Annotated in this window: 14 protein-coding genes; 9 read left to right on the forward strand and 5 right to left on the reverse strand. The window is 60.2% G+C overall.

The window, feature by feature from the left end:
• Nucleotides 1-22 precede the first annotated feature (22 nt).
• From rodA to QMK51_RS03905, 8 genes are all read left to right on the forward strand, one after another.
• Nucleotides 23-1,126 (forward strand): rod shape-determining protein RodA, encoded by a 1,104-nt coding sequence (gene rodA / locus QMK51_RS03870; protein ID WP_258700648.1) that lies wholly within the window; start codon nt 23-25, stop codon nt 1,124-1,126.
• A gap of 17 nt (nt 1,127-1,143) precedes the next feature.
• Entirely contained in the window at nt 1,144-2,154 is a 1,011-nt protein-coding gene (mltB, locus tag QMK51_RS03875; protein WP_320393200.1) for a lytic murein transglycosylase B, read from the forward strand.
• A complete protein-coding gene (locus tag QMK51_RS03880) occupies nt 2,154-3,164 on the forward strand; it encodes a septal ring lytic transglycosylase RlpA family protein (RefSeq protein ID WP_258698923.1) in 1,011 nt (336 codons plus the stop codon). Before mltB ends, QMK51_RS03880 begins: the two co-directional genes overlap by 1 nt.
• 180 nt (nt 3,165-3,344) lie before the next feature.
• Entirely contained in the window at nt 3,345-4,502 is a 1,158-nt protein-coding gene (locus tag QMK51_RS03885) for a D-alanyl-D-alanine carboxypeptidase family protein (protein ID WP_320393201.1), read from the forward strand.
• Nucleotides 4,503-4,583: 81 nt separating this feature from the next.
• The gene (locus QMK51_RS03890; protein ID WP_258698925.1) at nt 4,584-4,859 is read left to right on the forward strand and encodes a DUF493 domain-containing protein; all 276 of its coding nucleotides are present in this window, start codon (nt 4,584-4,586) and stop codon (nt 4,857-4,859) included.
• Nucleotides 4,859-5,506, forward strand: coding sequence for a lipoyl(octanoyl) transferase LipB (gene lipB, locus QMK51_RS03895; protein WP_183682885.1), 648 nt, complete (start codon nt 4,859-4,861; stop codon nt 5,504-5,506). The genes QMK51_RS03890 and lipB overlap by 1 nt, the downstream gene beginning before the upstream one ends.
• 1 nt (nt 5,507) lies before the next feature.
• Complete coding sequence (lipA, locus tag QMK51_RS03900) at nt 5,508-6,530, forward strand: lipoyl synthase (protein ID WP_007946663.1); 1,023 nt, start codon at nt 5,508-5,510, stop codon at nt 6,528-6,530.
• Between the two features lie 177 nt (nt 6,531-6,707).
• Nucleotides 6,708-7,658, forward strand: coding sequence for an LD-carboxypeptidase (locus tag QMK51_RS03905; RefSeq protein WP_320393202.1), 951 nt, complete (start codon nt 6,708-6,710; stop codon nt 7,656-7,658).
• Between the two features lie 116 nt (nt 7,659-7,774).
• Here QMK51_RS03905 and QMK51_RS03910 read toward each other — a convergent pair whose 3' ends face one another.
• The 5 genes from QMK51_RS03910 to leuS all read right to left on the reverse strand — a co-directional run bounded on the left by QMK51_RS03910 (nt 7,775) and on the right by leuS (nt 13,890).
• Nucleotides 7,775-9,097, reverse strand: coding sequence for a lytic murein transglycosylase (locus QMK51_RS03910; RefSeq protein ID WP_258698927.1), 1,323 nt, complete (start codon nt 9,095-9,097; stop codon nt 7,775-7,777).
• 62 nt (nt 9,098-9,159) lie between these two features.
• Nucleotides 9,160-9,324 (reverse strand): alternative ribosome rescue factor ArfA, encoded by a 165-nt coding sequence (gene arfA / locus QMK51_RS03915; protein WP_003176285.1) that lies wholly within the window; start codon nt 9,322-9,324, stop codon nt 9,160-9,162.
• Between the two features lie 188 nt (nt 9,325-9,512).
• The gene (holA, locus tag QMK51_RS03920; protein WP_258698928.1) at nt 9,513-10,550 is read right to left on the reverse strand and encodes a DNA polymerase III subunit delta; all 1,038 of its coding nucleotides are present in this window, start codon (nt 10,548-10,550) and stop codon (nt 9,513-9,515) included.
• A gap of 39 nt (nt 10,551-10,589) precedes the next feature.
• Nucleotides 10,590-11,195 carry an LPS assembly lipoprotein LptE gene (lptE, locus tag QMK51_RS03925; protein ID WP_320393203.1) on the reverse strand — a complete coding sequence of 202 codons (606 nt, stop codon included), beginning with the start codon at nt 11,193-11,195 and terminating at the stop codon, nt 10,590-10,592.
• 88 nt (nt 11,196-11,283) lie between these two features.
• Nucleotides 11,284-13,890, reverse strand: coding sequence for a leucine--tRNA ligase (gene leuS / locus QMK51_RS03930; RefSeq protein WP_320393204.1), 2,607 nt, complete (start codon nt 13,888-13,890; stop codon nt 11,284-11,286).
• Nucleotides 13,891-14,170: 280 nt separating this feature from the next.
• Between leuS and QMK51_RS03935 the strand changes: the two genes are divergently transcribed.
• The gene (locus tag QMK51_RS03935; RefSeq protein WP_258698931.1) at nt 14,171-14,491 is read left to right on the forward strand and encodes a hypothetical protein; all 321 of its coding nucleotides are present in this window, start codon (nt 14,171-14,173) and stop codon (nt 14,489-14,491) included.
• The last annotated feature ends 29 nt before the right edge of the window (nt 14,492-14,520 follow it).

A 14,520-nucleotide genomic window follows, 5' to 3' on the forward strand; every position in this document is an offset into this window, starting at 1 on the left:
CATCCTCTCCAGCGAGGATGTGATGCGTCGCCGTGCGACGCTGTTGCAACGCCTGCACATCGACGGGCCGTTGCTGATCCTGCTGCTGACCCTCGCCGCCGGCAGCCTGTTCGTGCTGTATTCGGCCAGCGGCAAGAGCTGGGACCTATTGGCCAAGCAAGCCACTTCGTTCGGTATCGGCCTGGTATCGATGATCGTCATCGCCCAGTTCGAGCCGCGCTTCATGGCCCGCTGGGTGCCGGTCGGTTATGTGGTCGGTGTGCTCTTGCTGGTGGTGGTGGACGTGATGGGCCACAACGCCATGGGGGCCACGCGCTGGATCAACATTCCCGGGGTGATCCGCTTCCAGCCCTCGGAATTCATGAAAATCCTGATGCCGGCGACCATCGCCTGGTACTTGTCCAAACGCACCTTGCCGCCGCAGCTCAAGCATGTGGGCGTCAGTCTGTTTCTGATCGGCTTGCCGTTCATATTGATCGTGCGTCAGCCCGACCTCGGCACTTCACTGCTGATCCTCGCCGGTGGCGCGTTCGTTCTGTTCATGGGCGGCCTGCGCTGGCGCTGGATCCTCAGCGTGATTGCCGCCGCGGTGCCGGTGGCCGTGGCGATGTGGTTCTTCATCATGCACGATTACCAGAAGCAGCGAATCCTGACCTTCCTCGACCCCGAAAGCGATCCGCTGGGCACGGGCTGGAACATCATTCAGTCGAAGGCCGCCATCGGTTCCGGCGGCGTGTTCGGCAAAGGCTGGTTGCTCGGTACCCAGTCGCACCTGGACTTCCTGCCGGAAAGCCACACCGACTTCATCATTGCGGTGATGGGCGAAGAATTCGGCCTGGTGGGCATCTGCGCACTGTTGCTGATTTACCTGCTGTTGATCGGTCGCGGCCTGGTGATCACCGCCCAGGCTCAGACATTGTTCGGCAAGTTGCTTGCGGGCAGTCTGACCATGACGTTTTTTGTTTACGTTTTCGTCAACATCGGTATGGTCAGTGGCCTGTTGCCGGTCGTGGGGGTGCCGTTGCCGTTCATTAGCTACGGAGGAACTTCGCTGGTGACGCTGCTGTCAGCGTTTGGGGTTTTGATGTCGATCCATACCCATCGTAAGTGGATCGCACAGGTTTGAATAAGGTGATGATTTCAATGCAAGTAATGCGTGGCTGGGCGACTCGATACGCACCGTGGGTCGGCCTGGTAGGCATCCTTGGTTCCGCGCAGGAAGCGTTGGCCGGCGATTACGAAGGCTCACCCCAGGTGGCCGAGTTCGTCGGTGAAATGACCCGCGACTACGGCTTTGCCGGTGAACAGCTGATGGGCGTGTTCCGCGAAGCCGAGCGCAAGCAGTCGATTCTGGACGCGATTTCCAAACCCGCCGAACGCGTCAAACAGTGGAAAGAATACCGTCCAATGTTCATCACCGACGCGCGCATCGCCCGTGGTGTGGACTTCTGGCGTCAGCACGAAGCGGTGCTGGCCCGTGCCGAGCAGGAGTACGGCGTGCCGGCTCAGGTGATTGTCTCGATTATCGGCGTCGAGACCTTTTTCGGCCGCAATACCGGTAATTATCGGGTGATCGACGCCTTGTCGACCTTGGGTTTCGACTATCCTCCCCGTGCCGAATTCTTCCGCAAGGAATTGCGTGAATTCCTGCTGCTGGCCCGTGAAGAGCAGGTCGACCCGTTGACCCTCAAAGGCTCCTACGCCGGAGCCATGGGCTTGCCGCAGTTCATGCCGAGCAGTTTTCGCGCCTATGCGGTGGATTTCGACGGTGACGGCCACATCAATATCTGGAACAACCCGGATGATGCGATCGGCAGCGTCGCCAGTTATTTCAAGCGTCACGGCTGGGTCGCCGGCGAACCTGTGGTCAGTCGCGCCGATGTGCGCGGCGATCAGGTGGACGACGGGCTGACCGCAGGCATCGAGCCGACGAAAACCGTCGGGGAGTTGCGGGCGCTGGGCTGGTCGAGTCATGATGCGCTGCGCGATGATATGCCGGTCACGGCTTTCCGCCTGGAAGGCGACAATGGCCCCGAATACTGGATGGGCCTGACGAATTTTTACGCGATCACGCGTTATAACCGCAGCGTGATGTACGCCATGGCCGTACATCAACTGTCTGAACAGCTGGTCCAAGCACGGGGCGTCAAGTAATGCGGGCATTGCCTATGAATAAACCCCTGAAGCTCATGGCATTCGCCGCGTTGGCGGTGCTGGTCGCCAGTTGTTCGACCAGCCGCTCGCCGACCCAGAAGTCTTCCAGCGCCGTTCGTTCGGCGCCAGGCCTGGATATCAACCGGGCCCACAAGGATGGTGCACCCTGGTGGGACGTCGACGTATCGCGCATCCCGGATGCCACGCCGACCCTGCACTCCGGTCCTTATAAAGCCAATCCGTACACCGTGCTGGGCAAGACCTACTTCCCGCTGCAAGACTCCAAAACCTACGTCGCCTCGGGCACGGCGTCCTGGTATGGCACCAAGTTCCATGGTCAGAACACCGCCAATGGCGAGGTTTATGACCTGTACGGCATGAGTGCCGCTCACAAGACATTGCCACTGCCAAGTTATGTTCGGGTGACTAACCTGGACAACAACAAAAGCGTGATCCTGCGGGTCAACGACCGTGGTCCGTTCTACTCGGACCGAATCATCGACTTGTCCTATGCCGCCGCCAAAAAGCTCGGTTACGCCGAAACCGGTACGGCGCGGGTCAAGGTCGAAGGTATCGACCCGCAGCAGTGGTGGGCACAAAAGGGCCGTCCGGCGCCTTTGATGCTCAACGAGCCGCAAGTCGCACAGAATAGCGCTCCGGTGATTACGGCTTCGGCCGGCACCGTCGAGCAATGGACACCACCGCCGCAGCAACACGCCGCGGCCGTTGTGCCCGCGCAGATCGATGCAAAAAAAAACGCTTCTGTACCAGCCTCTGGCCAGTATCTGCAGGTGGGCGCGTTCGCCAACCCGGACGCTGCAGAACTCCTGAGATCGAAGCTCAGCGGGATGGTGAGCGCTCCGGTGTTCATCAGCTCGATCGTGCGCAATCAACAGACACTGCATCGGGTGCGCCTGGGGCCGATCGGTTCGCCGGGTGAAATCCAGCAAGTGCAGAACAGCGTGCGGCTGGCCAATCTCGGTTCGCCGAGCCTGGTCAGCGCCGAGTAACACGTAGTACCTGATTGACGGTTCGCTTGCGATTTGGGGGGTGGACCGGGTTGTTGGCTCGTGAAGAACAAAAGCCCGGCCAGGGTTACAGAGTGAGCAACTGAACACGTGACGGCTTTTAAAAAGTTGTCTGATTAGTTTTGCCCTAGGGCAGTTTCCATTAGCGATTTCGAGAGACGGATGAACATCACCACCTTTGCCAAACGCCTGTGCCTGCTAGTCCCGCTGCTCCTCTCGCCTGCCGCTTTTGCGGCCGAGATGATGCCGTCGCCACCGCAACTGGCCGCCAAAGCCTACGTACTCATGGACGCCAGCAGCGGCAACGTGCTGGTAGAGAACAACGGTGACCAGCGTCTGCCGCCGGCCAGCCTGACCAAGCTGATGACCGCGTACATCGCGACCCTGGAAATCCGTCGTGGCCAGATCGGTGAAAACGATCCGGTGACCGTCAGCGAAAACGCCTGGCGTACCGGCGGTTCGCGGATGTTCATCAAAGTCGGCTCGCAAGTCACCGTCAGCGACCTGCTGCACGGCATCATCATTCAGTCTGGCAACGACGCCAGTGTTGCGCTCTCCGAGCACATCGCCGGCAGCGAAGACGCGTTCGCCGACCTGATGAACAAGACCGTCGCCGATCTGGGCATGAGCAACACCCACTTCATGAACCCGACCGGTCTGCCGAACCCGGAGCACTACTCGTCGGCTCACGACATGGCCGTGCTGGCTCGCGCGATCATCCACGAAGACCCGGCTCACTACGCGATCTACTCGCAGAAAGAGTTCTTCTGGAACGGCATCAAGCAGCCTAACCGTAACCTGCTGCTGTGGCGCGACAAGACTGTCGACGGCCTGAAAACCGGCCACACCGATGAAGCCGGCTACTGCATGGTGTCTTCGGCTGTACGTGATGGCATGCGCCTGATCGCCGTGGTATTCGGCACCAACAGCGAAGTGGCCCGTGCTGCTGAAACCCAGAAGCTGCTGACCTACGGTTTCCGCTTCTTCGAAACCCAGACCTTCTATCAGAAAGGCGCCGAGCTGGCTCAGGCACCTGTCTGGAAAGGCACCACCAATCAAGTCAAGGCCGGCCTGGCTGAAGACCTGACCATGACCCTGCCAAAAGGCCAGCTGAAAAAGCTCGCTGCCAGCATGTCCATGAACCCGCAACTGGTTGCACCCATCGCCAAGGGCGACGTGATCGGTAAAGTCGAAGTGAAACTGGACGACAAAGTGGTGCACAGCGCCGACCTGATCGCTCTGGACGCGGTCGACGAGGGTGGTATCTTCCGCCGCATGTGGGATAGCATCCGTCTATTCTTCTACGGCTTGTTCAACTGATATTGTCGACCTGCGTGCCTCCCTCCCTGATACAGGGGCGGGGGGTATGCCCGTCGCCACGGCTTACGAGGCCGTTACGCCATGACAGACTCCGAAGTAAAGGCGCCAAAGATCGAATTCCCCTGCGCGGATTACCCGATCAAGGTAATCGGCGACACTGGCGTGGGTTTCAAGGACAAGATCATCGCGATCCTTGAGAAACACGCGACCGTTGACCACAACACTTTTGCCGAACGGCAGAGTACCAACGGCAAGTACACCACCATCCAGTTGCACATCATCGCCACCGGCCAGGAACAGCTGTACGACATCAACAGCGAGTTGCGGGCTACCGGTTTCGTGCACATGGTGCTGTGATGTCTGGCACGCTGGGCTTTCGCGAGCTCGGCCAGATGGCTTACGAGCCGGTCTGGCATGCCATGCAACGCTTCACCAACGAACGCGGCAGCGATGCCGCGGACGAGATCTGGCTGGTGGAACACCCGCCGGTGTTCACCCAGGGCCAGGCCGGCAAGGCTGAGCATCTGTTGCTTCCGGGGGATATTCCAGTGGTGAAGGTCGACCGCGGTGGTCAGGTGACTTACCACGGTCCGGGTCAGTTGGTGGCCTACCTGTTGCTGGATGTCCGCAAACTGGGGTTCGGCGTGCGTGATCTGGTCAGCCGCATGGAGCAATGCCTGATCGAGCTGCTGGCCAGCTACGGCGTGACCGCGGTGGCCAAGCCGGATGCACCGGGTGTTTATGTCGATGGCGCGAAAATCGCGTCCTTGGGTCTGCGGATCCGCCACGGTTGCTCCTTTCATGGCCTGGCCCTGAATGTGGATATGAATCTGGAACCGTTTCGACGGATTAATCCCTGCGGCTACGCCGGGCTGGCGATGACCCAGCTGCGCGATCACGCAGGATCGATTGAATTTGCCGAGGTAAGTGCCCGGCTGCGCGCGCAGCTCGTCAAACACCTCGACTATGCTGAGCAGACGACCCTAACGGGCGGAATCGACTGATATGACTACTGATGCAGTGCAAACCATGATCCCGACGCTCGATGTTACCGAGCGTCCGGCCCCGCGTGCCAAGGTTGAAGCCGGCGTCAAGCTGCGCGGCGCCGAGAAGGTTGCACGTATTCCGGTAAAGATCATTCCGACCACCGAACTGCCGAAGAAACCCGACTGGATTCGCGTGCGCATCCCGGTTTCCCCGGAGGTCGACCGCATCAAGGCCCTGCTGCGCAAACACAAGCTGCACAGCGTGTGCGAAGAAGCGTCCTGCCCGAACCTGGGCGAGTGCTTCTCCGGCGGCACCGCGACCTTCATGATCATGGGGGACATCTGCACCCGTCGCTGCCCGTTCTGCGACGTTGGCCACGGACGTCCGAAGCCACTGGACGTCAACGAGCCGGAAAGCCTGGCCATCGCCATCGCCGACCTCAAACTGAAATACGTGGTAATCACCTCGGTAGACCGTGACGACCTGCGTGACGGTGGTGCCCAGCACTTTGCCGACTGCATCCGCGAAATCCGCAAACTGTCGCCGAACGTTCAGCTCGAGACCTTGGTCCCGGACTACCGTGGCCGCATGGACGTCGCGCTGGAAATCACCGCTGCCGAGCCGCCGGATGTGTTCAACCACAACCTGGAAACCGTGCCGCGCCTGTACAAGGCTGCGCGTCCGGGGTCGGATTACCAGTGGTCGCTGACGTTGCTGCAACGCTTCAAGCAGATGATGCCGCACATTCCGACCAAGTCCGGTTTGATGCTGGGCCTGGGCGAAACCGATGAAGAAGTCATCGAAGTCATGAAGCGCATGCGCGAACACGACATCGACATGCTGACCCTGGGCCAGTACCTGCAACCGTCCCGCAGCCACTTGCCGGTCCAGCGTTTCGTGCACCCGGACACCTTCGCCTGGTTTGCCGAGGAAGGTTACAAGATGGGCTTCAAGAACGTCGCTTCCGGCCCGTTGGTACGTTCCTCGTACCACGCCGACGAGCAGGCGAAGCTGGTCAAGGCCGAGTTGATGTCGTCCTGATCCTGCTGTGAGAGCAAAAAAAGGCCCGCAAGGCTTCTAGGCCTTGCGGGCCTTTTTTTAGCAGTGCCTACGGCTATTACAGTCTTTTCCTGCAAACCGTGGTGCGATTGCCCCTCTTCTGTTTATCCCCGTTCCTGACTACTGTGTGCTGAAGCGTTCACACAGGGAGAATCATGGATGACTGCTCGACCGACCCACACCCTTTGTCCTCACATCCCGGTTCCGGCCTTGCCGCCTGCAGGGCTGATCGGCGTGATCGCGCCCGCCGGCCCCGCAGCACTGGACACCAATAAAGCCATTGCCTGGATGCGTGCTCGCGGCTATTCGCTGCGGGTGTTTCCCGGGGTTTACGAGCAAGAAGGCTATCTGGCCGGCAGCGACGATGTGCGGCTCAATGACTTGCACGCAGCCTTCGCCGACAGCGAGGTCGACGCGATCATCTGTCTGCGCGGCGGTTACGGTACGCCGCGTTTGCTCGATCGCATCGATTTCGAATTATTGCGCAACAACGCCAAGCCGTTCATCGGCTACAGCGACATCACAGCGCTGCACTTGGCCATCAGCCGTTATGCAGGCTTCGTGACCTTCCACGGTCCGATGCTCAATGCCGATCTGCTGGGTGACAAGCAGACCCCCACCGAGTCCTCGTTTTTCAACATGCTGCGCGGTCAGGTAAAGGCAGACAGCGTACTGGCGCATCCAGTGGCCTACCCGTTGACCACCCTCGAACCAGGCATCGCTCATGGGCGTTTGCTGGGGGGCAATCTGTCAATGATCGCCGCGACCATGGGCACGCCTTACGAGATCGATGCCGAGGGCGCCATCCTGTTTATCGAGGACATCAACGAGCCGCTGTATCGCATTGACCGGCTGCTGACTCATCTGCGTCTGGCTGGCACGTTGCACAAGCTGCGTGGGGTTCTGGTGGGGGATGTGGCAGGGGTTGATGCGATTGCGCTGGAGAGGTTGCTCAAGCAGACCTTTGCTCCGTTGCGCATACCCGTGCTGGCCGGATGGCGCAGCGGGCATTGTGATCCGAATTTGACACTGCCGATGGGCGCGCTGGTCAGGCTGGATGCGGGGGACAAGGCGTTGGTGTTGGAGCAGGATGTGGTGATCAAGGTTTAGGAATTCATCGCCTGACACTCAGTCTTCGCGAGCAAGCCCGCTCCCACAGGATCAAGGTGTACGCAAATGTCGCATTCACCTTTGAACTTGTGGGAGCGGGCTTGCCCGCGATGCTTTTAGCGGTTACGCAACCCTTCCAGCAACTTGTGCGTCGGATACCCATCCGCCGGCCATCCAAACGACTGCTGCGCGCTGCGGATCGCCTTGCGGGTATTGGCACCGATAATCCCGTCGGCGGTGCCGGCATCGTAGTTCCGGGCGCTCAGCAGGTTTTGCAGCTCGATTCGCTCGGTACGGCTCAGTGGCAAGTCATCTTTTGGCCATAGACCGTTTATCAGGCCACCGCCATTGAAGCGCTCGGACAACAGGCTCACGCCCAAGGCGTAGGACGAAGAGTTGTTGTACTTCAGGATTGCGCGGAAGTTATCGAGGATCAGGAACGCCGGGCCGCGATAGCCTGCCGGCAGCAGCAGGGCGGCCGACAGGTGTTCGGAACCTGCCGGAACCTGGCCGCCATCGGGCAGGGTGACCCCCAACTGCTGCCACTCGGCAACGCTCTTGCGAATCGTGCCATCGGCCAGGGCGTAATTGAAGCCACTCGCCAGTTGCACTTCAAAGCCCCATGGCTGGCCTTTCTGCCAGCCGGAGCTTTGCAGGTAGTGCGCGGTCGAGGCCAGTGCATCGGCGGGGCTGTTCCAGATATCGCGACGGCCATCGCCATCGAAGTCCACGGCGTGGGTGTTGTAGGTGGTCGGGATGAACTGGGTCTGGCCCATGGCACCGGCCCAGGAACCGAGCATTTTCTCAGGTTCGATATCGCCCTGTTGCAGGATTTGCAGGGCAGCAATCAGCTGCGCATGAGCAAAGCCCGGCCGTCGACCTTCATAAGCCAGGGTCGCCAGGGAGTTGATCACCGACTTGTTACCCTGGAACTGACCGAAGTTACTCTCCATGCCCCACACTGCGACCAATGCCTGGCGGTCGACGCCATAACGCTGTTCGATGCTTTGCAGGATGTCGGCATATTGGCTGACCAGCGCCTGACCTTTGCGCACCCGCAGCGGTGACAGGGCGCCATCGAGGTATTCCCACACCGGGCGAGTAAATTCCGGTTGGCTGCGGTCGGCACGGATCACGCTGGCGTCCACGCTGACATTGGCAAAGGCGCGGTCGAACAGGTCGGCGCGAATGCCGGCGGCGAGGGCGTCTTTGCGAAAGCCCGCCTGCCATTCGGCAAAGGTCTGGGTGGGCTGGATGTCGAGATTCTCACCGGTCGGAACCACCGGAGGAATGACCGCAGGGGCCGTGGCAACGGTGCGGGTCTGAAGCGGCTGGGCGTCGGCGGCGGTAGGTTTTTCCGCACAGGCGACAAGCAGAACGAGGCTGGAGGCAGCTATCAGTTGGCGAAGGTGCCAACGACGGGAAAGACGAAGGGGCATGCACAGGTCCAGAGGATACGAATCAGGTGCAGACCTTAACATGTTGAGCGATGGCTTGCCTTTCAGGCCGCCAGAAAGTAAGAAGCCTCCCAGCTATTAGACTGGAAGGCTTCGCGGCGGTAGCTGCCTTTGCCCTTGCCGGCTCGTTCCTGACGGCTGCGGAACAGTGGCTGGGCGATGATGGATTTGGCCTTGTTGGGGCCATGCTTGGATGGCTTTTTGCTCATGATGATTTCTCGCAAGTGAGTGGGTTTTGCGGGGGGAATAATCTGCCGAAGTTGGGGGGCTGTCTATAGGGCAGTTGGATGTGTGTTGTGTAGGAAAAAAGATCGCAGCCTTCGGCAGCTCCTACAGGAGAACGCGATTCTCTGTAGGAGCTGCCGAAGGCTGCGATCTTTTGATTTTTCTTTTGATCTTATTCGGCAGGCAATGTCAGCCGCTGCCCGGCCATCAACAACGTCAACCGGCTCAAACTCATCCACGGCGAACCCGCCGCCTGGCCTTTGATCTGTGCGTCGATGCGCTGCGCTTCGAGCAGCAACTGCGCCCAGCGTTGCGCCGAGTAGCGTTGCAGCGCCTTGCTCATCAGTGGTTTGCGCTTGTCCCAGACGGGCGGTCGGGCCTGGCTGAAGGCTTTATCCAGCGGCACCCCCTGGCTGTATTGCAGAGACAGATTGGCCAGCAGTCGCAGCTCCCGGGCCAGGGCCCAGAGAATCACCGGCGGTTCGACGCCTTCACCGCGCAACCCTTCGAGCATGCGCAGGGCGTGGGCAGCCTCGCCATTGAGAATCGCATCGGTCAGGCCAAAGACATCGAAACGCGCACTGTCGGCCACCGCCGCTTGCACGGTTTCGACTGTAATCTGGCCACCTTCGGCCATCAGCTTGAGCTTTTCGATTTCCTGGGCGGCGGCCAGCAGGTTGCCCTCAACCCGTGCGGCGATCAGTTCGACAGCGTCCTGGCTGGCGGAAAGCCCGGCCTGGGACAGTCGTTGACGGATCCAGCTGGGCAACTGGTTGGTGTCCACTGGCCAGATCTGTACGAACTGGGTCTGCGGACCCTCGACCAGCGCCTTGCCCCACTTGGTCTTCTGCGCGCTACCGTCAAGCTTGGGCAGGCTGATCAGCAGTACCGTGTCTTCGGCCGGGCGCGAGCAGTATTCGATGAGTGCGGCGGCACCTTTGTCACCGGGTTTGCCGGAGGGCAGACGCAGTTCCAGAAGACGTTTTTCAGCGAACAGCGACATGCTGGCGCCAGCCTGCAGCAGCGTACCCCAGTCGAAACTGGCGTCGGCGGCGAAGACCTGGCGTTCATCGAAACCTTGTTGGCGGGCAGCGGCGCGAATGGCGTCGGCGGCTTCCTGGCACAGCAGTGGGTCATCGCCACTGATGATGTAGACCGGCGCGAGGGCGCCTTGCAGGTGTTTGCCGAGTTGGGCAGGGGCGAGTTTCATAAGAAGAGGCGAACGGGGCGCCTGAGCGCCCCGTAAGGCTTACTGCCGTGGCAGTTCGACAGGCGACTGACGCGGAGTCTCCGCTTCAGCCTTCTGCGCCGCTTCCAGCGCGGCGGCTTCGGCCTTGGCCCTGGCGTCGGCGGTCTGTTGCAGCTGTTCCAACTGAGTCGGGGTCAGCTGTTGCAAACGCAGCATCATGCGTTGGATCAGTTCACGACGATTCTCGCGGCGGGCATCGTTGGCTTCCTGGTCGGAACCTACCAGGTTGTTGCCGTCGTGGATGAACACCTTCTGCACTTCAAGTTTGTCGCTCAGCAGTGGCAGGTTACCCTGACCACGGATGTCGTAATTGAGCACGGTGTTCACCTGGTACTCGCCAGTACGGCCGGCACCGGCATAGCTGAGGATGCGCTGGCTTTCCTGCTCATCGGTCAGCACCAGTTTGTAAGATGCGCCGGTGTAGACCCTGACGCCGCTGCTTTCCAGCACCTGACGCAATTGCGTCACGGTTTCGCCGTAGGCGTTACGGGCGCTCAGGTCGAGTTCCTTGATCGCCAGTTCGGTGGTGCCGGTGCCGCGCAGCTGGAAACCGCAGGCGCTCAGCAGGACCGCAAGGCCCATCACCAGCAGATTGCGTTTGATCATCTTGTTGCTCCCCTTGAAACCATGTGGGCCGGTCAAGCGGCCCGAAAGGTTTTACTCGGTGCCAGGCTCGCCTGGCGCCCGATCCAATTTAGCTGGCGACGATATTGACCAGTTTCCCGGGCACTACGATCACTTTGCGAATAGTCAGGCCGTCGACGAAGCGCAGCACGTTCTCGTTGGCCCGAGCGGCGGCTTCGACTTCTTCGCGGCTGGCGCTGGCCGGCATTTCGATGTGGCCGCGCAGCTTGCCATTCACTTGAATGACCAGTTGCAGGCTGTCCTGTACCAGGGCGCTTTCGTCCAGTACAGGCCAACCGGCATCGATCACCGGGTCGGCGTGACCCAGGCGATGCCACAGCTCATGGCTGATGTGCGGGGTGATCGGGGCCAGCAGCAGAGTCACGGTTTCCAGGCCTTCGTGAATCAGCGCGCGATCCTGCTCGGTGCCTTGTGGGGCTTTTTCCAGCACGTTCATCAGCGTCATCACTTGAGCGATGGCGGTGTTGAATTTGTGGTTCTGGCCGACGTCGTGGCTGGCCTGCTTGATGGCCTGGTGGATCGAACGGCGAATGGCTTTCTGCTCGTCGTTCAGGCTGGCGACGTCCAGTTTGCCCGGCAGGCCCTGAGTGACGTGCGCTTGAGCCAGGCGCCAGACGCGCTTGAGGAAGCGGTGCGAACCTTCTACTCCTGAGTCGGACCATTCCGCGCTCATGTCAGGTGGCGAGGCGAACATCATGAACAGGCGGCAGGTGTCTGCGCCGAACTGGTCAATCATCGACTGTGGGTCAACGCCGTTGTTCTTTGACTTGGCCATCTTCTCGGTGCCACCGATTTCCACCGGCAGGCCGTCTGCGATCAGCTTGGCGCTAATGACCTTGGCCTTGCTGTCGCGTTCGAGTTCGACGTCCGCCGGGTTGAACCAGGTGTAGGCGCCGTTGGCTTCGCGACGATAGTAAGTCTCGGCGATCACCATGCCTTGGGTCAGCAGGTTCTTGAACGGCTCGTTGGAACTCACCAGGCCTTCATCGCGCATCAACTTGTGGAAGAAGCGTGCGTAGAGCAGGTGAAGAATGGCGTGTTCGATACCACCGATGTATTGATCCACCGGCAGCCAGTGGTCGGCAGCCGCTTTTTCCACCAGGCCACCTTCATAGTGCGGCGAGGCGTAGCGGGCGTAGTACCACGAGGACTCGACGAAGGTGTCCATGGTGTCGGTTTCACGCTTGGCCGGTGCGCCGCATTTCGGGCACGAGCACTCGTAGAACTCGGGCATGCGCGCCAATGGTGAACCGGCGCCATCGGGTACGACGTCTTCCGGCAATACGACAGGCAACTGATCTTCCGGGACCGGCACATCACCGCAAGTATTGCAGTGGATGATCGGGATCGGGCAGCCCCAGTAGCGTTGACGGCTGATGCCCCAGTCGCGCAGACGGAACTGGGTGCGCGAGGCGCCGAGGTTTTTCTTGATCAGCGCCACTTCGATGGCGTCGAAGGCGCCTGCGAAGTCGAGGCCGTCGAATTCGCCGGAGTTGATCAGCGTGCCGTGCTCGCCGTATGCATCCTGCCAAGGGGCCGGGTTGGTGTCACCTGCACTTGTGCGGACCACGGATTTGATCGGCAGGTTGTACTTGGTGGCGAACTCGAAATCACGTTCATCGTGTGCCGGAACAGCCATGACCGCGCCATCGCCGTAATGCATCAGCACGTAGTTGGCGACCCACACCGGGAGCTTCTCACCCGTCAGCGGGTGCTCGACGAACAGCGAGGTCGGCAGACCTTTTTTCTCTTGAGTGGCGACGTCGGCTTCGGCGACGCTGCCGCCCTTGCATTCAGCGATGAACGCTTGCAGCTCGGGGTTGTTTTGCGCGGCCAGGGTCGCCAAGTGGTGTTCGGCGGCCACTGCAACATAGGTTGCGCCCATCAGGGTGTCCGGACGGGTGGTGAAGACTTTCAGCGCACCGGTTTCGCCGATGGAGGCGACGTCGTACGGGAACTGTACTTCCATGCCACGGGATTTGCCGATCCAGTTGCGCTGCATGGTCTTGACCTGTTCAGGCCAGCCCGTCAGTTCGTCGAGGCTTTCCAGCAGTTCATCCGCATAAGCGGTGATCTTGAAGTAGTACATCGGGATTTCGCGCTTCTCGATCAGCGCGCCGGAACGCCAGCCGCGACCGTCGATCACTTGCTCGTTGGCCAGAACGGTCTGGTCGACCGGGTCCCAGTTCACGGTGCCGCTTTTTTTGTAAATCACGCCTTTTTCGAACAGGCGAGTGAACAGCCATTGTTCCCAGCGGTAGTAATCGGGCTTGCAGGTGGTCACTTCGCGGGACCAGTCCACCGCCAGGCCCAGACTGCGCAGCTGGCTTTTCATGTAGGCGATGTTTTCGTAGGTCCACTTGGCGGGCGCTACGTTGTTCTTCATCGCGGCGTTTTCCGCCGGCATGCCGAAGGCGTCCCAACCCATGGGTTGCAGGACGTTCTTGCCTTGCATGCGCTGGTAGCGGGAGATCACGTCGCCGATGGTGTAGTTGCGCACGTGCCCCATGTGTAGCTTGCCGCTGGGGTAAGGGAACATCGACAGGCAGTAGAAAGTCTCCTTGCCTGGCTGTTCACTGACTTCAAAGGACTTTTGCTCGTCCCAGAATGACTGGGCGGCGGCTTCGATTTCACGGGGCTGATATTGTTCGTGCATGGCTACTTTTGAACTGAATAGGGGTGGCCTAATCCTCTTCAATGCGACGCTGGACGGTGACAACGCCAAATCGGCGTTTCGCTGCCCAGGCGAGCTGGAAGTGGAGTTACAGGAAGCGCCGTAGCATACATGACCGCACTCTATCGAGGGAAACCCTGATTACACGCAAGGGCGAGGCCAATACCCGCCCCGAGGGCCGTTGGTCGCGGCGCTCAGCCGGTTTTTTCAGCGAAGCTAAGCTCTAAAAGGGGAGTGAGTCTTATCTTCAATGAGGTGATGGATGGTTGAGTCACAGCAAAAAGCTACAAAACCGGAGTTGTACGAAAGGCTGATAGACCGTCTCGCAATGGCCTTGGATGCGGCCAAAACCGCCGGACGGCTTCGTGATGAGCGTCCCCTGGAGCTGGAATTGCGTGGTTTGACCCCCGAAGAGTTTGACCTGGTCAAGGCCTATCTGGACCGCAGTGAACGTGAAACGCACGGATGCTTGTCAGTAGCAGTGAAGCAACTCGAGGCACCACGTTCGGCCAAGATCATCTGGCTCAAGGATAAGGCATCCGGCGGAGGCGCGGTAAAGGTCCGGTCTCTGCAATTCAAGTAAGGGCACTTGAAGCCATGGAATATGGTTTT

Origin of the sequence: Pseudomonas sp. P9_31, from assembly GCF_034008235.1 — a bacterium.
Classification (GTDB): Bacteria; Pseudomonadota; Gammaproteobacteria; order Pseudomonadales; family Pseudomonadaceae; genus Aquipseudomonas.